Annotated in this window: 23 protein-coding genes and 1 tRNA gene; 22 read left to right on the top strand and 2 right to left on the bottom strand. The window is 45.3% G+C overall.

The features are described 5' to 3' along the window. The first annotated feature begins 10 nt into the window (after positions 1-10). The 5 genes from NBH03_RS01060 (at position 11) to NBH03_RS01040 (ending at position 3,844) form a co-directional block, all read left to right on the top strand. Entirely contained in the window at positions 11-934 is a 924-nt protein-coding gene (locus NBH03_RS01060) for a transporter substrate-binding domain-containing protein (protein WP_250796030.1), read from the top strand. Between the two features lie 15 nt (positions 935-949). Then, positions 950-1,624, top strand: a complete 675-nt coding sequence (locus tag NBH03_RS01055; RefSeq protein WP_250796022.1) for an amino acid ABC transporter permease — start codon at positions 950-952, stop codon at positions 1,622-1,624. Between the two features lie 6 nt (positions 1,625-1,630). Then, entirely contained in the window at positions 1,631-2,371 is a 741-nt protein-coding gene (locus NBH03_RS01050) for an amino acid ABC transporter permease (protein WP_250796020.1), read from the top strand. After that, positions 2,368-3,120 (top strand): amino acid ABC transporter ATP-binding protein, encoded by a 753-nt coding sequence (locus NBH03_RS01045; protein ID WP_250796011.1) that lies wholly within the window; start codon positions 2,368-2,370, stop codon positions 3,118-3,120. Before NBH03_RS01050 ends, NBH03_RS01045 begins: the two co-directional genes overlap by 4 nt. An 85-nt stretch (positions 3,121-3,205) precedes the next feature. Next, positions 3,206-3,844 carry a DUF1847 domain-containing protein gene (locus NBH03_RS01040; RefSeq protein ID WP_015513466.1) on the top strand — a complete coding sequence of 213 codons (639 nt, stop codon included), beginning with the start codon at positions 3,206-3,208 and terminating at the stop codon, positions 3,842-3,844. 107 nt (positions 3,845-3,951) lie between these two features. On the opposite strand, the gene NBH03_RS01035 is transcribed toward NBH03_RS01040, so the two are convergent. After that, the gene (locus tag NBH03_RS01035) at positions 3,952-4,488 is read right to left on the bottom strand and encodes a hypothetical protein (protein WP_250796007.1); all 537 of its coding nucleotides are present in this window, start codon (positions 4,486-4,488) and stop codon (positions 3,952-3,954) included. Positions 4,489-4,725: 237 nt separating this feature from the next. On the opposite strand from NBH03_RS01035, the gene NBH03_RS01030 reads away from it, so the two are divergent. From NBH03_RS01030 to NBH03_RS00985, 10 genes are all read left to right on the top strand, one after another. Next, the gene (locus tag NBH03_RS01030; RefSeq protein WP_250796001.1) at positions 4,726-6,471 is read left to right on the top strand and encodes a [Fe-Fe] hydrogenase large subunit C-terminal domain-containing protein; all 1,746 of its coding nucleotides are present in this window, start codon (positions 4,726-4,728) and stop codon (positions 6,469-6,471) included. Next, positions 6,462-7,625, top strand: coding sequence for a SpoIIE family protein phosphatase (locus tag NBH03_RS01025; protein WP_015513469.1), 1,164 nt, complete (start codon positions 6,462-6,464; stop codon positions 7,623-7,625). Before NBH03_RS01030 ends, NBH03_RS01025 begins: the two co-directional genes overlap by 10 nt. 42 nt (positions 7,626-7,667) lie before the next feature. Next, positions 7,668-8,657, top strand: coding sequence for a putative ABC transporter permease (locus NBH03_RS01020; RefSeq protein WP_250795994.1), 990 nt, complete (start codon positions 7,668-7,670; stop codon positions 8,655-8,657). Between the two features lie 63 nt (positions 8,658-8,720). Then, complete coding sequence (locus NBH03_RS01015; RefSeq protein WP_250795987.1) at positions 8,721-9,545, top strand: carbon-nitrogen hydrolase family protein; 825 nt, start codon at positions 8,721-8,723, stop codon at positions 9,543-9,545. A gap of 156 nt (positions 9,546-9,701) precedes the next feature. Further along, the gene (hbs, locus tag NBH03_RS01010) at positions 9,702-9,977 is read left to right on the top strand and encodes a non-specific DNA-binding protein Hbs (protein WP_015513472.1); all 276 of its coding nucleotides are present in this window, start codon (positions 9,702-9,704) and stop codon (positions 9,975-9,977) included. A gap of 82 nt (positions 9,978-10,059) precedes the next feature. After that, the gene (locus NBH03_RS01005) at positions 10,060-10,299 is read left to right on the top strand and encodes an RNA-binding S4 domain-containing protein (RefSeq protein ID WP_015513473.1); all 240 of its coding nucleotides are present in this window, start codon (positions 10,060-10,062) and stop codon (positions 10,297-10,299) included. A 49-nt stretch (positions 10,300-10,348) separates the two neighbouring features. Further along, complete coding sequence (gene yabP, locus NBH03_RS01000; protein ID WP_250795978.1) at positions 10,349-10,657, top strand: sporulation protein YabP; 309 nt, start codon at positions 10,349-10,351, stop codon at positions 10,655-10,657. 2 nt (positions 10,658-10,659) lie between these two features. Then, the gene (yabQ, locus tag NBH03_RS00995) at positions 10,660-11,100 is read left to right on the top strand and encodes a spore cortex biosynthesis protein YabQ (protein WP_250795973.1); all 441 of its coding nucleotides are present in this window, start codon (positions 10,660-10,662) and stop codon (positions 11,098-11,100) included. After that, positions 11,087-11,398 (top strand): FtsB family cell division protein, encoded by a 312-nt coding sequence (locus tag NBH03_RS00990; RefSeq protein ID WP_250795970.1) that lies wholly within the window; start codon positions 11,087-11,089, stop codon positions 11,396-11,398. The genes yabQ and NBH03_RS00990 overlap by 14 nt, the downstream gene beginning before the upstream one ends. Before the next feature lie 28 nt (positions 11,399-11,426). Continuing rightward, positions 11,427-11,858 (top strand): hypothetical protein, encoded by a 432-nt coding sequence (locus NBH03_RS00985; RefSeq protein WP_250795962.1) that lies wholly within the window; start codon positions 11,427-11,429, stop codon positions 11,856-11,858. 92 nt (positions 11,859-11,950) lie between these two features. On the opposite strand, the gene NBH03_RS00980 is transcribed toward NBH03_RS00985, so the two are convergent. Then, complete coding sequence (locus NBH03_RS00980; RefSeq protein WP_250795953.1) at positions 11,951-13,264, bottom strand: nickel-dependent lactate racemase family protein; 1,314 nt, start codon at positions 13,262-13,264, stop codon at positions 11,951-11,953. Between the two features lie 292 nt (positions 13,265-13,556). Between NBH03_RS00980 and NBH03_RS00975 the strand changes: the two genes are divergently transcribed. The 7 genes from NBH03_RS00975 to NBH03_RS00945 all read left to right on the top strand — a co-directional run bounded on the left by NBH03_RS00975 (position 13,557) and on the right by NBH03_RS00945 (position 23,597). Next, on the top strand, positions 13,557-15,440 hold the full coding sequence (locus NBH03_RS00975; protein WP_250795951.1) for a SpoIIE family protein phosphatase: 1,884 nt from the start codon (positions 13,557-13,559) through the stop codon (positions 15,438-15,440). Between the two features lie 212 nt (positions 15,441-15,652). After that, positions 15,653-17,083, top strand: a complete 1,431-nt coding sequence (gene tilS, locus NBH03_RS00970) for a tRNA lysidine(34) synthetase TilS (RefSeq protein ID WP_250795946.1) — start codon at positions 15,653-15,655, stop codon at positions 17,081-17,083. Continuing rightward, on the top strand, positions 17,080-17,607 hold the full coding sequence (gene hpt / locus NBH03_RS00965) for a hypoxanthine phosphoribosyltransferase (protein WP_215689163.1): 528 nt from the start codon (positions 17,080-17,082) through the stop codon (positions 17,605-17,607). Before tilS ends, hpt begins: the two co-directional genes overlap by 4 nt. Before the next feature lie 145 nt (positions 17,608-17,752). Then, the gene (gene ftsH / locus NBH03_RS00960) at positions 17,753-19,609 is read left to right on the top strand and encodes an ATP-dependent zinc metalloprotease FtsH (protein WP_117541134.1); all 1,857 of its coding nucleotides are present in this window, start codon (positions 17,753-17,755) and stop codon (positions 19,607-19,609) included. Positions 19,610-20,293: 684 nt separating this feature from the next. After that, a complete protein-coding gene (locus NBH03_RS00955) occupies positions 20,294-22,351 on the top strand; it encodes a glycoside hydrolase family 13 protein (protein ID WP_250795944.1) in 2,058 nt (685 codons plus the stop codon). 133 nt (positions 22,352-22,484) lie between these two features. Then, positions 22,485-22,566: transfer RNA gene (locus NBH03_RS00950), tRNA-Tyr, on the top strand. A gap of 161 nt (positions 22,567-22,727) precedes the next feature. Beyond that, on the top strand, positions 22,728-23,597 hold the full coding sequence (locus NBH03_RS00945; protein WP_250795935.1) for a radical SAM protein: 870 nt from the start codon (positions 22,728-22,730) through the stop codon (positions 23,595-23,597). Positions 23,598-23,934 lie beyond the last annotated feature (337 nt).

Raw genomic sequence — 23,934 nt, 5'->3', positions numbered from 1 at the left:
GATAAAAGATATGAAATTAGGAAAGTTAGCACTGGTTGGTTTAACTGTAATTCTGGCAGTTGGTGCCACAGCCTGCGGCAGCAGCACAGCAAACAGCACATCATCAACGACGGCATCATCAGCAACAGCAGAATCAGCCGCCGGATCATCGGAAGCAGCAGATACTTCCGCGGACAGTGCATCTGCAGGAGAAGTACAGAAAGTTCTGATCGGTATTCGACAGGATTTATATCCGACATCCTATATTAATGAACAGGGTGAACCGGCAGGATATGATATTGATGTTATTAAGAAAATTGATGAACTCCTTCCGGAATACGAATTTGAATATGAAGCGGTCTCTCAGGAAGCACTTCTGACAGGCCTTGATACTGGCAAATATAAGGCGGCAGTAGCCGGATTTTATTCCAATGATGACAGACGTGCAAAATATCTGTTCCCTGAGGAATGCATCGGCGGCAATATTATCGGTCTGGCGGTCAGAAAGAGCGATGAAGCGGATATCAAGACACTGGAGGATGTAGCAACAAATAAGAAGTCCGTGGTTCCGATTGCACCGACATCCGGCATGTATGGGATTGTTGTTGAATACAATAACGAACATTCGGACAACCAGGTCGATCTTGTGGATGCAGAATGGACCAATGCAGCGGATGAGTATAAATGGGTAGCTGACGGTAGATATGATGTGGCCGTTGCCTCCAAGAATGTTGTGGATGATACATTGCCTAAGATTGGCCTTGAAGATCAGATTCAGTTTAATTCATTTACAGCAATTAAAACATGGAGTCTTTTTAACCCGAAAGAAACAGAACTGGCAGCGGCTTATGATAAGGCATTGAAACAGTTAAAAGACGATGGTTTTATTTCAGAAAAATCAAAAGAGTATTTTGGTGAAGATATTCTTCCGTATATTACAGATACAGAGGAATAGAAGCGGAGGATACAGATGGAATTTTTTCTTACAACAGTTTTAAAACTGATCCCTTTTTTAAGAGTTACCATTTTAATTGCATTTACAAGTATGGCATTGGGACTGATCTTCGGTACATTGTTGGCGGCAATGAAGATGTGCCGTATCAAAATACTTAAGACGATTGCCAACCTGTTTACAACATTTATCAGGTGTACGCCGGTGATTGTACTGATCTTTCTCGCCTATTATGGTCTGCCGGTCCTTTTTGGACTGGCAGGCATTGATATCAATGGTGTCAGCAAAATTGTGTTTTCAATCATAGCGTTGACAATGTATGCATCAGGTACATTGTCTGAAATCATACGTCCGGCATATCTGTCTGTGGACAAAGGACAGATGGAGGCGGCTTTGATGTCAGCTCTGACGCCGGCGCAGGCGATACGTCTGATCATTCTGCCTCAGGTGGTCTATGTGGCACTGCCGAATTTCGGCAACATGCTCATTGCCCTGATTCAGGAGTCTTCATTGGCTTATCTGATTGGTGTTGTGGATGTGATGGGACAGGCAAAGATTATTGATAATATGAGTTACGGTGCCCATATTATTGAGGTCTATTTTGCGGTTTCGCTGCTTTACTGGTTGTTGTCTCTGGTTACGGGAAAATGTGTGGATCTGTTGTCAGGAAAAATGGGAAAGGTGCTTGGGTGATAGGCGATGAATTTTGATTTGAATTTTGCCATACAGAATCTGTGGATGGCCTTTTCAGGTGTACCAACAACATTGCTGATCACATTTGTGGCAGCAGTGATTGGTATTCCCCTTGCATTTTTTATTGCCCTTGCAAGAATAAGAAAAGTGCCGCTGCTGGATCAGTTTTTAACATTGTATCTGTCATTTATGAGAGGTACACCGACGATTGTACAGATTTATCTTGTTTATAATGGTATTCCGATTATCATTAAAATGATTGTGCAGGCGCTGAATCTGGATTTTGATGTTTATAGTATCCCGCCGATTTTATATGCGTTCATTGTTTATGGACTGAACAGTTCGGCAACTTATTCTGAAATGTGGAAAGCAGGGCTCAGTGCAGTCGGCAGAGGCCAGCTGGAAGCAGCTCAGACCTCCGGTCTTACAAATTTTCAGGCTTATGTTCATGTTATTATTCCGCAGGCGGTGGGCGTCTGCGCGCCGAGTTTTTGCTCTTCTACATTAAATATGCTGAAAAATACATCCCTTGTATTTTTGATGACGGTGCAGGATATTACAGCCAGGGCAAAAATCGCAGCAGGACAGCAGTACAAATATGTCGAAGGCTATTTGGATATCCTGATCACGTATATTATTGTATGTACGATACTTGAATTATTATTTAAACTTTGGGAAAAACGGACAACAAGATATAAAACAGAATCACAGAAGGTGACAGTAAAAGAAAGCGGTGTGACGGCATGATAGAGATTAAAGGTGTAAAGAAAAGCTTTGGAGAAAACCATATCCTCAAAGGTGTCGATCTGGATATCAAAGATGGCGAGGTAATTGTCATCCTTGGGCCCAGCGGCAGCGGCAAAACGACGTTTCTGCGATGCATCAGTTTCCTTGAAAAAGCAGATGAAGGCAAATGGATTGAAAATGGTGCCGGGATTGATCTGCACAGTGCAGATAAAAAACAGATCCAGCAGCTGAGGCGGAAATCAGGATTTGTTTTCCAGAATTACAATCTTTTTGCCAATAAAACGGTACTTGAAAATGTAACATTGGGGCTGACGGTTGGAGAAGGCGTACCGAGGGATGAAGCGGAGAAGAGAGCCATGGAGGCATTGAAAAAGGTCGGAATGGCTGATAGAGTCAATTTTTATCCCAATGCTCTTTCGGGCGGTCAGCAGCAGCGCGTAGGTATCGCAAGGGCTATAGCCAGAAATCCGGAGCTGATCCTTTTTGATGAGCCGACATCGGCCCTTGATCCGGAAATGGTGGGAGAGGTACTGAAAGTTATGAGCGAGCTGGCAAATGAGGGGGTGACCATGATCGTTGTCACCCATGAACTGGACTTCGCAAAGGAAGCAGCGACAAAAGTCGTCTTTATGGACGGCGGTAATGTTATCGAACAGGGACCGCCGGAGGAAATATTTGTTTCCCCAACCCAGGAGAGAACGCGACAGTTCCTTAGCCGTTATTTACCGGAATTTACTTATAATATTTAAAATGATATGAAATGCAAAGAAATCTATTTTGCAGTTGACAGAATATGGAAATTATATAAAAATAGAAGAAAAGGGGGATTTTATTATGGGTGAAGAAAAGAGAACGTTAAGCTGTACGGACTGTGGTGTGCTGAATTGTCATAAGCGCAATGCATCGTATCCGGAGTTCTGTTTGACAGAAAAGCTGACAGACGAAGACATCGCAGAAACGACAGCGCTCTATGAGGATGAAGAAAATCGAAAGGTATCAGTGATCTCGGCGGAGATTGAGGGCGAATTCTATGGCAAGTATACACGTGTTGATGAAATCATTGAATTTGCAAAGCGAATGGGGTACAAGAAGATTGGCATTGCAACATGTGTCGGTCTGATTGAGGAGAGCAGGATTTTTGCAAGAATTCTTCGGAAGAATGGCTTTGATGTATACAGTGCAGTCTGTAAGGTGGGTTCTTTTAATAAAACAGATATCGGTCTGGATGAGAAGTATACATGTGTGACAGGCAATGTGATGTGTAACCCGATCCTGCAGGCGAAGCTTCTGAACAAAGCAGGCACAGATCTGAATGTAGTTATTGGCCTTTGTGTAGGACATGACAGTCTGTTTTATAAGTATTCAGAAGCGCTGTCAACAACGCTGGTTACAAAGGACCGTGTGCTCGCACATAATCCGGTTGGCGCATTGTACCAGGTTAAAGCGTACTATAAGCGATTACTGGATGATTAAGGAAAACTGAGAATGAAAAAGGACGCCTCCGTCCGGCGATGTCATTAAAAGGAAGATGACATTCGCCTGGTAGGGGCGTCTTTTTTGATGAATGCAATTTGGATCAATCAGCAGTTTTTCTGGATTCTTGCGGTCATGAACTGCTCGAATTCTTCGGCTGTTCCCTTAGTGAAGCCGTTTTTGTCCATGACGACGTAGCTGTTCTCGTAGCGGAGCAGAAAGTAGTGGGACCAGGTTTCGATGCCGGTAAATTGGAAGAGGCGGTACTCGCCGTGGCTCTTGCCTGCAGACTGGTACATGACATTCTTGTAAACTTTCATTTTGCGGGGAATCAGAAGGCTTTCACTGTAGGTGTTCTGCCTGGCTTTGATCTGATTCTTCGGCATGTTTTGGTAGTAGCTGTAGAAGGAATAGATGCAGACAGCGATCAGTGCGATGGTACACAGCAGAGTCAGCATCTGATGCGTGAGAATGCCCAGACGTCCGAAATAAACAGCAGCCAGTGCAGCCAGAATACCTACCAGCAGTGTCATCACATGATACTGTTTCGCCTTCTCAGGACGCTTATAATCCTTCTCAATAATATGATGGATGACGTCTTCATCCAATTGTGTGTGATTCTCAAAAAGCAATTCCATTGCCATAATAAAAGCCTCCGTAAAAAATGTAGATTCATGCAACAATTCCGCACAGTCTGAAGTACTTGAGACTGAAAGTGTAAGGAATTGCTGACAGATTAATAATCATTATATCATGAAAATGGAAAAGGAAAAAGATATCAGCTGGCTTTTTTAGTGCAACCGGCGTCAGTCTATGATACAATGTTTTTATACGGCAAATACTGTTGGTGAAGTTGTTCATGTTGTGGCGGGAGGATTTTTATGAAGGTTATTGATTTTAAGAATGCAAGCTGTAAGCATTGCTATAAATGTGTTCGTTCGTGTTCTGTCAAGGCGATTAAGGTCAAAGATGCACAGGCAACGATTATGGATGATCATTGTGTCCTTTGCGGCACATGTCTGGAAGTCTGTCCGCAGAATGCCAAGACCTTTGTCAGTGATCTGGAGAAAGTCAGGGCATTCATTACAATGGGAGAGAAAACGATTGTGTCACTGGCACCGGCCTATCTCGGTATCTTTGATTATGACAAGCCTGGGCAGGTTGTGGATGCGCTTTTGAGGCTTGGATTTTCTGAAGTGCGGGAGACGGCAGAGGGGGCAGCCTATGTGACGGAGGCTTATACCAGGCTTCTGGCAGAGGGGCAGATGAAGAATATCATTTCCACATGCTGTCCAAGTGTGAATGAATTGGTAGAGAAGTATTATCCGGAGCTGGTGGAATATATGGCACCGGTTGTATCTCCGATGATTGCCCATGGCAAACTGATCAAATCTATGTACGGGCCGGATGTGAAGGTTGTATTTGTGGGCCCTTGTATTGCCAAGAAGCAGGAAGCAGAGGGGGATGACCGGACAACTGGTTTTGTGGATGCGGTTCTGAATTTTGAAGAGATTGAATCATGGCTGCAGGAGCGTGATATCTCCATCAGAGAATGTGAAGAGAAGCAGCCGACCAATCCGGATCCGAAGATCAACCGCCTGTATCCGGTGACCAGCGGTGTCATTTCATCTGTTCTGGCGAAGAAAAAGGTGGATTCATACAAGAAAATTTTTGTAGACGGTATTGAGGATTGCCGTGAAGTTTTTGAAGATATGAAAAAAGGGCTGATCGAGAACTGTTTTATTGAGGCCAATATGTGTGAGGGCGGCTGTGTGAAAGGACCTGCCGTGAATAAATTGCATATTTCCAAGTACAAGGCAACCATGGTGATCGAGGAACAGGTTGAGAAGCAAGATCCGGCATATCCGCAGCTGGCAGGGAACATTGATATCAACAAGCATTTCAGATCGGAGAGGATTCAGGATGAAATGCCGACAGAGGAACAGATTACACGGATTCTCAAGGCAACCGGCAAATACAATAAGACACAGGAGTTGAACTGCGGTGCCTGCGGTTATCCGACATGCCGGGACAAAGCCATTGCCGTTTTTCAGGGCAAGGCAGAACAGGAGATGTGTCTGCCGCATGTGTATGAGAAGGCGCGTTCCATGTCCAATGTGGTGCTGGAAGCTACACCTGAAATCATTTTGATCGTAGATTCGGCTTTCCAGATCATTGAGTTTAATAAGCGGGCAGAGGATGTTTTTGGTATCAACAAATCAGAGGCTGTCAATAAGATGATCTTTGAGATTATGGATGCTTCCGATTTTGAACAGGTTCTGGAGGATCACCTGTCCATCAAACGCAAGAAGATCCATCTCAGCGGTCTGGGACTTGTTCTGTTGGAGAATATTATCTATATTGAGGAAATGGATGCTATGCTGGCTATTTTCCAGGATGTTACCGATGAGGAAGCGGAAATGGAACGACAGCTTCAAATGCGGATGGATACGGTGGATATTGCGCAGCAGGTTATTGATAAGCAGATGACGGTAGCGCAGGAAATTGCCGGATTACTTGGTGAGACAACCGCTGAGACGAAGGTGATTTTGACCCAGTTGAGAGATTCTATGATGAAGGAAGCAGATCAGACTGATAGTCGTCGGAGGAAGATAGAATGGAAGTAAGTGTTGAAACATGCTGGAAAAGTCTGAATAAGATACATGAGGAACTGTGCGGCGACAAAGTGGAGATCCTTAAGACAGAAGATTCGGATGTGGTCATTCTGGCAGACGGTATGGGAAGCGGTGTAAAGGCCAACATTCTGGCAACGCTGACATCTAAGATCCTCCGCACGATGTTTCAGAAAGGAGCACCTATCGAGCAGGGGGTTGAGACGATCGCACGAACGCTGCCGATTTGCCAGGTGCGTCAGGTGGCTTATTCCACCTTCAGTATTTTGCAGATTTTTCATAATGGGGAAGCTTATCTTGTGGAATATGACAATCCGGGATGTATTTTTGTCCGGGACGGCAAATTGATGGATATCCCTTATACAGTCAGGGAGATTGAAGGCAAGAAGATTAGAGAATACCGTTTTCAGGTCAAATTGAAAGACTGTTTTGTCCTGATGAGCGACGGCGTGATCTATGCCGGTGTCGGAGAACTGCTGAATTTCGGCTGGACGTGGGAAAGCATGGCGGACTACACCGTGAAATGTACCAGGGATACACTTTCGGCCAAGCGTCTGGCAGCGATGCTGTCCCAGGCCTGCGACGACCTGTATATGCAGAAACCGGGAGACGATACAACAGTGGCGGTAGCAAGAGTCATTGAGCGAAAAGTGGTCAATATCTTTACGGGCCCGCCGAAGGATATGGATGATGATGAGCGGATCATGCTTGATTTCATTACAAGTCCGGGCAAACATATCGTATCCGGCGGAACAACAGCCAGCATTGCTTCAAGATATCTGAAGCAGCCGGTGACCAACAACTACGATGGCACACCGGAAGTACCGCCGACATCTAATATTAAAGGCATCGATCTTGTTACAGAAGGGGTTTTGACTATGAACAGAACTCTTTACCTTCTGCGTGAATTGGCCAAAGACGATGTGGATTTTGACATTTTCCTTCAGCTGGACGAAGACAATGGTGCGGCGAAACTGGCCAAGATCATATCAGAAGAATGCACAGATCTGAATTTATTTGTGGGCAAAGCCAACAACACAGCCCATGAAACTCTGCTCTTTGATGTCAGCGTCCGGCATAACCTTGTCGAGCAGCTCAAAGAAGCAGCAGAAAAGCTTGGCAAAAACGTCACCATACGGTATTATTAAAGCAGACACTAAAATGCCGCATTTACGACAGGAGGGATGCAGGTGTATACCTATTCGATGACACAATGGCTGGCATTTTTCTTCATCTATTGTTTCTTTGGGTGGTGTTTTGAATCGGTATATGTTTCAGTTCATGAACACAGATGGGTCAATCGAGGATTTATGACAGGCCCCTATATTCCATTGTACGGATCAGGCGCGGTTCTGATGCTTTTTCTCACGATACCGGTAAGAGGTAATTATCTGTTGATGTATATTGTGGGTGCCATCGGAGCAACGGTGCTTGAATACATAACAGGAACAGTGATGGAGAACCTTTTTGGGGTCCGTTATTGGGATTATACAGACAAGAAGTTCAATTTCCGCGGCAGAATCTGTCTTGAAGCGACAGTTCTGTGGGGATTTTTTACCCTTGTGATGGTGGAAGTGATTCAGCCGCCGGTGGAGCATATGGTGATGATGATCAATGACAGAGTGTTGTATTATATGACCTGGGGGATCACGGTTGTATTTACATTTGATTTTGCATCATCCTTCAGAACAGCCATCGACCTGAAAGAAGTGCTTATTCAGGCAGAGCGCGCCAAAGAAGAAGTTCAGCGTATGCAGAAACGAGTTGAAGTACTTGAAGCTGTGGTGAATGATTCACTTGAAAGTGCGAAGGATGGAATGGAAGTCCGCTGGGATGAACAGAAGCAGAGAATGGCACTTTTGACAGAAGAGAGAATGACAGAGCTTGCGAGACATATGGATGCCCTTCGTAAGCGCCTGGAGAACTCAGAGAGTATCGAAAGAATCCGTGAAGCGGTGGAAACATCGGGAGCCGGTGAGAAGCTTGAAGATATTCAGAATGAAATGCGTCAGATGCGCGGCAGAATTGAGGCGATGAGAATGCGTGTACGCACAAAGATGCATCCGAGACAGCTGCATATGATGCTTCGAAATCCTTCTGCAAGATCTTTCAAGTACCAGGAAGGCTGGCGGTATCTGAAGAATAAGATGTCCCGCGGTGAGGACAATGAAAAGAAATAAATGCGCAGGAATCTCTTTGTGCGTATTGAAAGAAAAAATAAAGTGATCGATGGAGGTTGACAAATGAAAATTGCATTATGTCAGACAACAGTTCATAAGGATTGGCATAAGAATCTCAGAAATGCAGAGCGCGTGATCGCAGATGCTGTCAAGTCCAAAGCAGATATGGTTGTTCTGCCTGAGATGTTTATCTGTCCATACAACAAGAAAGCCATTTCGGCAGCGGCCCAGCCGGAAGGCGGGGAAGCATGGCAGGCGATGTCAGAGGCGGCTGCAAAGAATCATGTTTATCTTGTGGCGGGAAGTGTACCGGAGAGCGCGGATGGACATATTTACAGTACAGCCTATACTTTTGACAGAGAAGGCAGACAGATTGGCAAGTATCGCAAGATGCATATGTTTGATATTGATGTGGAAGGTGGACAGTATTACAGTGAGTCCAGCGTCATTACGGCCGGAGATGAAGTGTGTGTTGTCGAAACAGAATTTGGTCCGATTGGTGTAGCTATCTGCTATGATGTGAGATTTCCTGAGTTGTTCCGGCTTCTTGCGAAGCGAGGGGCAAAGGCGGTTGTTATGCCGGCATCCTTCAACAGAACAACAGGACCGGCACATTGGGAGCTGCTGATGCGGGCACGTGCCCTTGATCAGGAGATGTATGTTCTTGGATGTGCGGCAGCAGGTGACCTGGCCGGTTCTTATAACGGATGGGGACATTCCATTGCGGTGGATCCATGGGGATCGATCATGGAGGAACTGGGCGAGGGTCCGAACATGCTGATGGCTGCAGTAGACTTCGCAAAGGCGGATGCAGTACGCAGTCAGATCCCTGTTTTGCAGCAGTTAAGGACCGATATTTATGAAGTTTGTGAAAAGACTGTCGGATAAACAGAAAAAGCCTTGACAAAAGGGCCAGAAACGTATATAAATAGATTTGTTAACATTGAAGCGTATGGCCGAAAGAGCGGTAAATGCAAGGGTTTCCGCCGGTTTCATTTGCAGAAGATGACTGCGTACGCTTATGATAATTGAGGAGGAATTATAATGAATAAAGCAGAATTAGTTGCAGCAATGGCTGAGAAAACAGGCATGAAGAAGAATGATGCTGAAAAAGCTTTAAAGGCATTTGTAGATGTTGTTACAGACGAACTTGTAAAAGGTGAGAAGATTCAGCTTGTAGGCTTTGGTACATTTGAAGTGTCTGAAAGACCTGAAAGAGAAGGAAGAAATCCTAGAACAGGTGAGACAATGAAGATCGCTGCTTCTAAAGCGCCTAAATTCAAAGCAGGTAAGGCATTAAAGGATATGATCAACGCCTAATCGAAGATAACACAAGAAGGATTCCCGCTCAGCATTTATCTGGTGAAAGGGAATCCTTTTCTTTTTGTAAAGGAGAAATAAAATGAGACTTGATAAATATTTAAAGGTTTCCAGACTGATCAAGAGAAGGACGGTAGCTAATGAAGCCTGCGATGCCGGTCGTGTGATGATTAACGGAAAAACAGCGAAGGCAGGTACAGATGTGAAAGTCGGCGATGTGATTGAAATCGGATTTGGTACAAGAAATGTCAAGGTAGAAGTATTGGATGTACAGGAAACAACCCGAAAAGAGGATGCGAAAGAGCTGTTCCGTTATTTATAAAAAAGGTCATGAAACGGCAGGATGTCTCATATACTAGGAGCAATAGCAGATGCTGGCGGTGAAGTCTATGTATATGGAAGAACAGCCTGTGGTGAAGCCTCACAGACTGACAATGCAGAACCGGTCGACGATTCAGGTGACGGGGGTTTCGAATGTGATCGCCTATGATCCCGGAGAGATCATTCTTGAGACATCAGCGGGCCTTTTGCTGATCAAAGGGGCGGAACTTCACATGAATCATTTGTCCCTTGAAAAAGGAGAGACCGGGGTAGACGGCAGAGTGGATAGTTTGACATATTCCGAAGCCAATGGCGGTGCAAGGCAGGCCGGAAGCTTTTTCGGGCGGCTTTTTAAATAACCATGAGTCAGGATGTGGTGTTTCAGGCAAGGCTTTTTGGAATGGCTGTCCTGTGGGGTACGGGATTGATGCTGGCTTATGATTGCCTGCGGATGCTCAGAATGATGATCAGGCAGCGTAAAGGCATACAGGCGGCAGAAGAAGCTGTATTCTGGCTGCTGGCGGCCGGCTGTCTTTTTGGGTTGCTTTACCGTTTTAATAACGGTGCAGTACGCAATTATATTGTATGCGGAATGGGGACAGGCATGGTGCTCTACAGATGGCTGCTGTCATCCATGGTTGTTCGTTGGATGCTGGCGGTATTGCGCCCGATAAGACAAATAGTTCGAATTTTTAAAACTTTTGTGAAGAATGCAGGAAATACATTGCAATCTGCCGCTGCAAAGCGTACAATTAAAGGTAGAAAGTTACAACAAAGACAGGGGGAGCATGATGACAGCTAACAGGCGGTCTGTCAGAAAACGCAGATCGAAGCATAAAGGCAGTATGAAGATCATTACGTTGATCGTGCTGGTGTTATGCGGAGTGTTTGGCGTTTTTACATGGCAGAATACACAGAAGAGTGAACAGTATGCTTTAGTACAGGAGAATCTGCAGCAGCAGATTGACGATGAAGAAGAGAACCAGAAAGCGATTGAAGAGCAGGCTGAATACCAGAAGACAGATGCTTATATTGAGGATCTGGCCAGGGAGAAGCTGGGATTGGTTCATGAAGATGAGATTATCTTCAAGAAGAAGTAATAGAGAATAGAACGACAGAGGAATCAAAATGGCTGATTTATTATATTATGTTGTAGAGAAAATGGCCGGGATTCATGATGTGCTTATGACGTTGAATGATTCTTATGAGACGATGTTTTCTGATAAGGAATTGCATTTTATTGTCATTGGTGTGCTGGGAATGGCATTGCTTTTTGTCATTTTTCCGCTGTTCAAAGCGCTCAGCAGGCATCATGTTCTGGTGATTGCATGGATTTATGTATTTATGGTCATGATCGTTGTGACCTTTGCAATAGAGATCGGTCAGGGCATCACGAATACCGGGAAGATGGAAATGGAAGATATCGTAAGCGGTCTGGCTGGATTTATGTTCCTGTTTATCATATTTGCGGTGCTGAGGGCGATTGTTCTTGGCATTGTGCATCTGGTCAGAGGTATTATGGGCCGGGATGATGACGACGATGACGATGATGATGAATAGAAAACAGACGGATAGGAGATGAGACTCTTATCCGTCTGTTTTTGTGTTATAGGTATGAAATATCAGCAATGCGCCGATTGCTGTGGGGTTATTTAGATTTCTGTGCTGAAACGGGTATAATCAGCTTCCGTCTGAGGCATGACGCTGCCGCCGTAAGGGATGATGTAAACATCTTTGCCTTTGATATCAACATCAGCCATGATATCTTCCATGCGGTCATATTTTCTGATGCCCATATCGTTGACAATTCGGGCATCCAGCTTAGGACCGGCCAGCAGAAGAATATTGGCCTTGCGGATATTTTCACAGGCAGCATAGAAAATATAGCCGGCGATCGTAAAGGCTTCACGAAGACTCTGATCAAGATGGCCCTCTCTCAGCGGTGTCAGCCAGTCAAAGAAATCTTTGGCACCGGCGCCTTCGCTGCATTCAGCCAGCATGACGAGTGTTCCGCCGGGTTTGACGGCACGAACGGCATTAAAGAGACTCTTGGAACCCTGATAGAAGTTCAGATCCTTTGGAAAGCCGCCGCAGCTGACAAAGACAACATCTGCCTGATCTTTGATCGGAAGACCGTAACATTGCTGGACATACTTGCAGCTTTCCCGCCATGCAGCATCGAAGTCACCGCAAAAAAGACCGCTGTGTCTGGAGGCGGAGTTGACAACAATATTGATGCCGAAGACCGGATGAAGCAGTGCACCTGCTTCGCGCATGTCTTCATTGATCGGGTTATTGTTGAATTTGCCGGGACCGACTCTCGGATCACTTTGCTCGCAGTGAGGATCCAGGGCCATGGCATGGTTGTGCCGGATAGTTTCACGGCCGGCAATACCGGGAACGATGCTCTTTCTGCCGCCGCCGTAACCGGCCATCAGATGATGAACAGTGCCGCCGATGCAGATGACCTTGCGGCCGATGGACAGCGGATTGATCAGGACTCTGGTTCCATAAGAGGTTGTGCCGATATCGACAAGATCCGGGGCATCACAGTCGTGGTCCACAACAGCGGCAACATGGTCATAGACATAAGCACCTGTCAGAACCTTCTGGTCGGCAGGTGTATTTTTGTGATGGGTACCGAGGCCGATCAGGACGACTATGTGTTCAAAAGGAATACCGATGACTTCATTCAGATAACGAACCAGTTCCTCACAGATGATATCCTGGCGCATCCAGAAGCGGGTCATATCGCTGATCACAATGGTGATTTGGTCTTCAGGGTTCACCAGCTGATCAAGTGCCGGTGATTCGATGACATCTGTGCTGACTGCTTTGAGAAAAGCTGCATGAATGTCTTCAATTGTGTTCATAGGGTTCTCTGTCAGCGTCTGAATGCTGCGGGCACCATCAAGAACAAAAGATACTTCGCTTTTACCATACTTTAAAGAAAAATTTTTCATCATTTAATCTACTTTCTTAAATCACTGTCTTTGTTAATAGCGGATTTTCTTAATGCAGATTTGCCGTTTCCATCGAAGCGGCGGCTACATCGTTATGAATAGTTACATACTAACACTTTAAAGCTGCATAGTCAATGACGGACATGAGGACCTTAAAAAACCCTCGAAAAAACATTTGAAGGGAGGTCTTGTCATCCGATTGGAATCGTAAGTGTCTCGTTTTTCCATATAATGCATGTAACAGATCCATGAAGCGGCAAAATGCGGATCTGTACAAAATTCAGGAGGCATGTGCATGAGAAAGCTTGGCATGAAAGATTTATTGGTGATCGTCCTTGGTGCGTTCATCAATCTGTTTGTCTGGCACGACAGAAACCCGGTGGGTGTTGCGTTTTTCTGCGCGGCATACGCCCTGATCCCGGGGAAAATGCTGTTGGCGATGGCTGCCCTGTTCGGGATGGCCTATGCACTACCGATGACTTCTTTTATAAGATATACAGGATTGATAACGACGGTGATGGCTATGGCAGCTGTTTTGAAAAAATGGCGGCCGGCCGGGCTGACACCGGTGGTTATGTGTGGTCTGATGGTGTTGACGATGGTGACAGCCGGCGTAGGTTATGGCCTGGCTTACGGGGAAGGCTGGCAGCAGCATATGTTGGACACACTGCCGGAATCGGCATTAGAACTGGCAGCGGCATTTGTGTGTTACTGGCTGTTTGCAGGAATGATCGCCTGGATGAAGGGCTGGCGTCCTGTAGGAAGGAGGAATATGCCGATGAAAGAAGAAGCGATGATCACCAAAAATCAGCTGCATGCTTTTTCGGAATCTTTCAGAAAATTATCCCAGTCCTTTGAGGTAGATGTCAGTCCCCGCGGCGCTTTAAATGATCAGGAGATGCAGGATATTTTTAATGCCGTAACAGAGCAGGTATGCAAAGACTGCAGCCGGTGCAGTTATTGTTGGGAAAATGTATTTGAGGACAGCTGTGAATCGGCCTATGAGATTTTGAAATTGTGCAGTGAGCGCGTGAATATGAAGAAAAAGGATCTGCCGGAACGCTTCAGGCAGCGATGTGTCCGATCAGATAATTTCCTGGCGGAAGCCCGAAGAATGATGGGGCTGGCGCAGACGAATCTGTCCTGGCAGAACCGCCTGGCAGAAAGCAGATTGGCACTGGCGGGCCAGTTCGGGGAAGTGGCAGATGTCATAGGGGATTTTTCAAAACAGATCAGTGATGAACCTGTCAGAAAAGGGGCACCGGAAAAACAGGCGGTGCACCGGCTGGCGGCTCAGAAAATCAATGTGCGCAGAATCGCAGCGTCTGACCGTTCAAATGGTCGCAAATGCGTTTATATAGAGGCAAAGACACCAAAAAATATTGAAAAAACAGCGCAGGAGGCGGCAGATATCATCGGAAGGGTCTATGGGCGGCGGTATCTGCCGCGACCGGGAACGGCATCGGTTATCGGACATCGATGGGAAATGCTGTCTTTTGAGGAAGATGTCCGCTATCGGACCATTATCGGTGATGCCAGGATGGTCCGGATGGGGGAAGCTGTTTCAGGGGACAGTTTTACGGTGATGCATATGGAAAGCGGACAGACTGTGCTGTCCTTATCCGATGGTATGGGAAGCGGTGAGAAGGCAGAAAAGGAGAGCAACCGCATTATTGGGCTTTTGGAACAGCTGCTGTCTACCGGATTTAACCGTCAGTCTGCTATCAGACTGATTCATTCAGTGGTGTTATCCGGCAGTGAACCGCACACCTATTCAACGCTGGATCTGGCTACCCTGGATTTATTTAATGGAAAATGTGAACTGATCAAGATGGGGGCGGCGGCCTCCTTTATTAAAAATGGTCCGGATGTGAAAAAAATCACCTCGGAGGCGCTGCCTCCGGGGGTGCTTCCGGAACCGGAAAATGAAGTCAAGACGGCGGAAATGGTCCACGGCGATATGCTTGTTATGATGAGTGACGGTGTATTGATGGGACTTGGACAGGATGATGACCGGAATGAAGAAAAGATGGCAGAGTTTTTGAAATCCTGTCAGGCGGTGAATCCGCAGGAACTGGCCAATGCCATTTTGAATCATGCGATGGCAGCCTGTCATTATGAGGCAGAGGATGATATGACGGTACTTGTCTGTGGTCTTTACCGCAAACCGAAGTTGTAATATGAGGCATGTGTTTTGAGCAATGTGTATGAAATGTGTTGAATGCAGTGTGGGTGGCGGATTGAAATGGAGGGGGTTGACGGAATATGTTATACTCAAAATACAGAGTATTCGGACTTTGTAAGGGCTATATGCAGCAATCAGGTAAAGACTGAAAGTATAAGTTGATGAGCTGCCGGAATGGAGTAAAATGAAAGAAAAGGAAACGGGTGATGAAAGTGGACAAACTGGTCAAAAATGTATATGAGACAATCATGGCATCAGAGATGATCTGTCAGGGAGATTCGGTGGTGGTCGGCGTTTCAGGCGGGGCGGATTCTGTCTGCCTGCTGTCTGTGTTGAAAAACCTGCAGATGTCCATGGCACTTCAATTGACGGCTGTCCATATTCATCATGGCCTGCGGGGAGAGGCAGCGGATCGTGACAGGGATTTTGTAACGGCACTTTGCGAAGATATGCAGATTCCGTGTGTATGTTTTCAGGCAGATATTCGGGCAATGGCGAGGGAGCAGCATTTATCGGAGGAAGAGGCCGGAAGAAAATTCCGCTATGACTGTTTTGAAGAAGTCAGACAGGAAAGGCAGGCATCTAAAATCGCAGTGGCTCATCACAGGGATGATCTGGCAGAGACAGTGCTGCTGAATCTTTTCAGGGGAAGTGGCCTGAAAGGATTATCCGGTATTCCGATGATGCGCGGCTGTATTGTTCGGCCTCTGCTTGGTGTCGGACGGGCGGATATAGAAGCGTATCTCGGACGGCAGGGAATGTCTTACCGGAATGATGCCACCAATTTTGAGACAGAATATACCAGAAACAGAATTCGACTGGATATTCTGCCCTATGTCACAGAGCATATTAATCAGGCAGCGGTTTCGCATATTGCGGAGACAGCGGCCATTGCATCTGATATCTGTCGTTATGTGGAGAATCAGGCAGCAGCCATTGGAAAATCGATCATTCAGTGGAACGGGGAGGCGGAATGTCTGACGGCGGAGATTGATGCAGCTGCATTTGTAGGACAGGATATTGCGATTCAGCGCGAATTATTGCGGCAAGTGCTGGAACGGACGGCCGGTCAGCTGAAAGATATCCGGTCTGTTCATATTGGGACGCTCAGGGCACTGTTTTACGGGCATGCAGGAAAAAAGGCAGATCTGCCTTACGGCCTTCGTGCGGAACGCACCTATCGGACAGTGAGCGTCTCACAGAAAAAGACACATAAAAGTGCAGATGCTCTGCATGGGGATGACGCGGAGATCAGACTGAGTGCACCCGGAAAATATGTTTTGGATGGTGGGAAAAGAGAGGTTTGCCTTAAAATTTTTCCTGTGGAGAAAAATCTGCAAATTCCTAAAAAAATGTATACGAAATGGTTTGATTATGATAAAATAAAAAATGGACTGGTTCTGCGGCAGCGCCGTCCTGGTGATTTTATGATGATCGGCGGCGGACACAAGAAGGCAATTCGACGTATTTTGATGGATGATAAGGTGCCGCAGTCGAACCGAGAGACATTGAACATGTTGACAGATGGCGGTCATGTCCTGTGGATACCGGATATTGACCGTATGAGCGAATATTATAAGATTACCGGAGAGACAAGGCTGATTTTATCAGCGGAACTGAAGGAGATTGAAGAATGAAAGAAAAGATTAAGGTTTTATTGCCGGAAGCAGAAGTTGACAAGAAGATTCAGGAACTGGGGGAACAGATCAGCAAGGATTATGAAGGCAAGAACATTCATATGATCTGTGTATTAAAGGGCGGCGTGTTCTTCACATGCGAACTGGCCAAGAGAATCAGCGTACCTGTATCCCTTGACTTTATGTCCGTTTCCAGTTATGGCAATGGTACGACATCATCAGGTGCCGTTCGTATTGTCAAGGATCTGGATGAGCCGCTGGAAGGCAAGGATGTTCTGATTGTTGAAGATATTATTGACTCAGGCAATACGCTGCATTATCTTGTTGAGATTCTTTATAAGAGAAGACCAAACAGCATCAAGATCTGTACACTGCTGGACAAACCGGAACGCCGGACAGCAGATGTTAAGGTAGACTATTCCGGATTCAACATTCCTGATGAATTTGTTGTAGGCTATGGTCTTGACTATGCGCAGAAATACAGAAATCTTCCGTTTATCGGAGTTGTTGAATTTACAGAATAACAGAAGATAAGTCGAACAGAAGCTGAAGGGGGTTGCTGCGCGTTTATGAGCAGCATCCCTTTTTCATCCTATTCATCCTATTTTTTGAGGAGAATTATCAATAAAGACAAAAGAGAAGTCATGAAGTGACAGGAGGAGTGTAACATTGAATAATAAGAAAAGAGGAATTGGCCTCTGGGTCGTTGTTCTTGTCTGTGTATTCATTGGGATTATTGTCAGTGAGGGATGGAACCTGCTGACAACCAGTGATTACTCGTACAGCGATTTCCAGCAGGATATACAGACTAAGGCAGAACAGATTGAAGATGTTGTCATCTCACCGAATAAGGAGACACCGACAGGTATGATCTCTGTAGAGTGGAAGAACAGCAGCAAAGAGGAAAGTTTTTATGTCACAGATGTCAATCAGGTCAAGGAATGGCTTGAATCTGTGAATTATACAGACTACAAAGAGACAGATGTCATTAACCGAGAAGGCTGGTTTTATAATAACGGTGCTCTGTTAGTGCTTGGCGGCATTTTTCTGTGGTTCCTGTTCTCCTTTATCAACAGTCAGCAAAGCGGCGGCGGAAATAAAATGACGGATTTCGGCAAGAGCCATGCGAAGATGACAAAGGACGGCAGTCACAATGTAACATTTCGTGATGTGGCAGGTCTTCAGGAAGAGAAAGAAGATCTCCAGGAGATCGTTGATTTCCTGAAGTCCCCTGAGAAGTATACAAAAGTCGGCGCACGTATTCCGAAGGGGGTTATCCTTGTGGGACCTCCGGGAACAGGTAAGACATTGCTGGCCAAGGCGGTAGCCGGAGAAGCCGGTGTACCTTTCTTCAGTATCTCCGGTTCGGACTTTGTGGAAATGTTTGTAGGTGTCGGTGCATCCAGAGTGCGTGATCTTTTTGAAAATGCCAAGAAGAACGCACCGTGTATTGTTTTTATTGATGAGATCGATGCGGTAGCAAGAAAACGTGGAACAGGTCTCGGCGGCGGCCACGATGAACGTGAGCAGACACTGAATCAGCTGCTTGTAGAGATGGATGGTTTTGGTGTCAATGAGGGCATCATTGTTATGGCAGCTACAAACCGTGTGGATATTCTTGATCCGGCAATCCTTCGTCCGGGCCGTTTCGACCGTAAGGTTGGCGTTGGCCGTCCGGATATTCAGGGACGTCGTGAAATCCTTGAAGTGCATGCCAAGGGCAAGCCGCTGGGGGATGATGTGGATCTGGATCAGATTGCCCGTACAACAGCAGGTTTTACAGGTGCAGATCTTGAGAATCTGATGAATGAAGCAGCCATTTATGCGGCAAAACAGAGTCGTGCATATATTGTGCAGGATGATATTCGCCGGGCGTTTGTCAAAGTCGGCATCGGTGCAGAAAAGAAGAGCCGTGTTATTTCCGACAAGGAGAAGAAGATTACGGCTTATCATGAATCCGGACATGCGTTATTATTCCATCTGCTTCCGGATGTAGGACCGGTTTATTCCGTATCTATTATTCCGACAGGTATTGGTGCAGCAGGTTATACAATGCCGCTGCCTGAAAGAGACAATATGTTCAATACCAAGGGCAAGATGATGCAGGATATTGTTGTATCTCTGGGCGGACGTGTCGCGGAAGAATTGATCTTTGATGATATTACAACGGGTGCCTCCCAGGATATTAAGACGGCAACAGAGACAGCACGTGCCATGGTTACAGAGTACGGTATGTCTGATGCAGTTGGTCTGATTAATTATACAAGCGGCAGTGATGAGGTGTTCATCGGCAGAGATATCGGCCATTCCAAGCCATATGGTGAGGGCATTGCAGCTGTGATCGACCAGGAAGTGAAACGTATCGTTGATGGCTGCCATCAGGAAGCCAGACGTATCATTACAGAGCATCTGGATGAGCTGCATGCATGCGCGAATCTGCTCATTGATAAAGAAAAGATAACAAGAGAAGAATTTGAGGCAATTTTTCCAGAGAAAACAGAAAATGAAAAATTGCGCTTTATGTAACTTGCATAAAAAGGTTTGGTGAATAAATAAAACTTTGTGAACACTTTTAAGTGGGGGCATGGTATTATAATAGACGTAAACCCCCCAATACATTATAAAGTTTTTGTTTCACCCCATAAACAAAAATACCTTCTCCAAAAGGACAGCAACGGAAGCTGTCCTTTTTTCTTTGTCCCCCAAAATTAGAAAAAATAATAGATGAAATGCGGCTCAAGAGTATTTCGAAGCTTTTTTCCGAAGCATTTTTGAGCTGCATTTTATCTATTTTCAGATAAAATTTTAGAATTAAAGGATACATATTTTCATAGTTTGTGTGTATACAATGTAGTAGAAGGTTGAAAAACCATTTAATTTACTATACAATAGAAATAATTTTGCGGCTGTTTAAAGATAAGTGAGGTAGTATGAAATTGTTGATAAATATGAGGCAATATGGATATTATATTTGAACGGTTGCTATCAATATCTGCGAAATTCTCAGTATTCTTGGATGAAACAATAGGATGGGCAAATTCATGGAAGGTGCTTCCGATGCGACCAGTACTTAGGCACTGTTTTTTAGTGCCTTATGTACTGCTGTCAGCGTCGGGCAACGCGAGTGTGCCTGCCATGAATTTGCCCATCCTATTGTTTCTCGAAAATAAGGATGAGTTTCGCTCCAATTTTTTTGACAGGAGCAAGGGAATGAATAAAATTTTGAACAGACAGGCGTTCTTTGCGGATGGGACTCCTTTTTATCGGTTATATACATCTGACGGCACCGGTTATGGTGTCAGGCTGCGCTTTCGGACGGCGAAGGATAATGCAGAACTGGTAACGGTTGTGACGGACAGCATGAAAGCAGATATGCATAAATGTTTTACGGAAGGTCGGTTTGATTATTATGAAGTGATGCTTCATTATCCGGAGTGCGGCACGAATTATTATTTTACGGTTACCGGAGCGGAAACTGACGAAGGCAAAAGGACAGCTGTGTACAATAAACGCGGTGTGATGGACGGTGTGCAGGATTATTATAACTTCAATTTCTATCCGGAGTTCAAGACGCCAGACTGGGCGAAAGGTGCCGTTTTTTATCAGATTTTTACAGATCGGTTCTGTAACGGAGATCCGACAAATGATGTGCTGGATCGGGAGTATAGCTATGTGAAGCTGCATTCAGAGCAGGAGAAGGACTGGCAGGCTTATCCGCATGACATGGATGTCTGTCACTTCTATGGCGGCGATCTTCAGGGAATTATGCACAAGCTGGATTATCTGCAGGATCTGGGGATTGAAGTTCTTTACCTGAATCCGATTTTTGTTTCACCATCCAATCATAAATATGACATTCAGGATTATGATTATATTGATCCACATTTTGGCAGAATTGTTGATGATGCAGGAGAAGTACTGGAGAAAAGCGATATGGACAATTGTCATGCCAGCCGCTATATCCGTCGTGTAACCAATAAGAAGAATCTGGAAGCCAGCAACGAACTTTTTGTTCAGTTTGTAGAGGAAGTACATCGCAGAGGCATGAAAGTGATTCTGGACGGTGTGTTCAATCACTGCGGTTCTTTCAATAAATGGATGGACAGAGAGCGGATTTATGAAGGACAGGAGGGCTATGCGCCGGGGGCATATGTGGATGAGAAGAGCCCTTATCGCAGCTTTTTCAAATTTCATTCAGAAAAATGGCCGTATAATAAGGATTATGATGGCTGGTGGGGGCATGATACACTGCCGAAGCTGAATTATGAAGAATCTGAAAGTTTGTGTGAATATATTCTGAGAATCGGACAGAAGTGGGTGTCACCGCCTTACAATGTGGATGGCTGGCGTTTGGATGTGGCGGCGGATCTCGGTTATTCTCCGGAGTATAATCATTTATTCTGGAAACGTTTCCGAAAAGCAGTCAAAGAAGCAAATCCGAATGCCTTGATTCTGGCTGAAAATTATACAGATCCGGCTTCATGGCTTGAAGGGGATGAATGGGATACCGTGATGAACTATGAGGCATTTATGGAGCCGATCACATGGTTCCTGACCGGTGTGGAAAAACACAGTGATGAGAGAAGAGATGATCTGCTGTGTAATCCGGAGACATTTGAAGGTGCTATGAGTCATCATATGTCACGCTTTGAGTATGATTCTCTCTATGTGGCCATGAATGAGTTGTCCAATCACGATCATTCAAGATTCCTTACAAGAACCAATGGACAGGTTGGAAGAATTCAGAGCAAAGGGGCAAAGGCAGCTGAAGAAGGCATCCATGATGCTGTTATGCGGGAGGCTGTGATCATGCAGATGACGTGGCCGGGAGCACCGACTGTTTATTATGGGGATGAGGCCGGTGTCTGCGGATGGACGGATCCGGACAATAGAAGAACTTATCCGTGGGGTCATGAAGATAAGCAGATGCTGCAATTCCACAAAGAAGCCATTCGAATTCACAAAAGCAGCACGGCACTGTGTACCGGTTCCTACAAAATGCTTTATACAGCATGGGGAATATTGGGCTATGGCCGTTTTGATAAGAATGAGCGGTATGCAGTCATTGTCAATAATACACAGGAGACAGTGAATGTGGCAGTGCCGGTTTGGCAGATTGGTGTGGCAGATGGAAGCCGCATGGAGCAGCAGTTGATGAGTGTGGCAGAGTCGTTTACAAAGGTGCCGGATATTTATGTTGTAACAGATGGCTATTTGATGGTAGCGATGCCGAGGACATCGGCTGTTATCCTGAAGGATATCGGATAACGGATAAGCAATATGTCGGATGGAAGGATAGTTGCATAGCTATTTTGACGCGGTACGGATATACGGTGAAATTTTAGGGGTTGAATTTTAAAATTAAATATGATATCATGGATAGCGGTCAGAAATGACTTATGGATGGATTCCCGAGTGGCCAAAGGGGACAGACTGTAAATCTGCTGCGACACGCTTCGGTGGTTCGAATCCACCTCCATCCATGATTTTATAGACGCCATGTATTTGAGTCATCAGGTACGTGGCGTTTTTGTTTTTCGGGAAATACTTGCATCTGCCTATTGATTATTTTTGGGATAAAAGATATACTGGTATTTAATAATACGCATGCGAACTATTTAAAGAAGAATCAGGAGGACACATCATGCAATATGAAGGAACTGTTTACAGACCACCGAGTGAGGCACGCAGTCTGATTGTGCAGGTAACTGTGGGCTGCGCCCACAACACCTGTACATTCTGCACGATGTATAAAGACAAGAAATTTAAGATCAGACCCCTTGCAGATATACTGGCGGATTTTGATGAGGCTGCGATGCTGTATGGCGGCCATATTCGCAGGATTTTTCTGGCAGACGGTGACGCATTGATTGTGAAAACGGAAATGCTGATACAGATTCTGACGTATATCTGGGAGAAATTCCCGAATCTGGAGCGAGTGACTGCTTACGGAACGACGCAGGATATTCTTCATAAGTCTGAGAAAGAACTGATGCAGTTGAAAGCTGCAGGCCTTGATATGGTTTATATGGGAATTGAGTCCGGTGATCCGCAGGTCTTAAAAGATGTCAAAAAGGGTGTGACAAGGGAAGAGATGATCGAAGCGGGCAGGAAGCTGAAAAGATGCGGTATTCTCTGTTCGGCCACATTGATTTCCGGCCTTGGCGGACGGCAGCGGCTGAGAGAACACGCCATTGCATCGGCTTCCCTGATCAGCGCGATCAAGCCGGATTATGTTGGATTCCTGACATTGATGATCGATCCACAGGCACCGGTTTATTCGAAGATTGTTTCCGGGGAGCTGGAACTTCTCAATCCGGAGGATGTGGTGGAAGAGATGAAATTGTTTCTTCAGAATGTGGATTCCGAGGGTACGGTTTTCAGGTCCAATCATGCATCGAATTATGTTATCCTGAAAGGAACATTGAATGAGGATATTCCGTCTATGATGGCGTATCTGCGACAGGTAGAAGAGCAGGGCAAATACAGAGAAGAACGTTGGAGAAGATTTTAGAATAAAGGCGCTTACTCGGATGCTGGAAGATTTTGCTGCCGGTGTCTGAATAAGTGCCTTTTGGTATCAGCATGGTGGTACTGAAAAAATCAGAAAATTAAAATATTTACACAAAATATATTGACAAATGCAAAAATGATGCTATAATTAAAGCATAAAAAGAAAACAACAGAAGAAATTAACAAATAACTCACGAGAGTAGAAAGGACTGATTCCAAAATTCTAAGTAGCTTTATACCAAGTGTCTAAAAGTGAAGAAGGAGGTACGGACCACCAGAAAGTTTATTTTAATTTTTTAAACCGAAACTGAAGAAAGGAGTATAGTCCAATGTACTGT

This window comes from Coprococcus intestinalis (assembly GCF_023656595.1).
In the GTDB taxonomy this organism is placed as follows: domain Bacteria; phylum Bacillota; class Clostridia; order Lachnospirales; family Lachnospiraceae; genus Coprococcus_A; species Coprococcus_A intestinihominis.
Note: the sequence above shows the minus strand (reverse complement) of the source record. Positions and strands in the feature narration are given on the sequence as shown.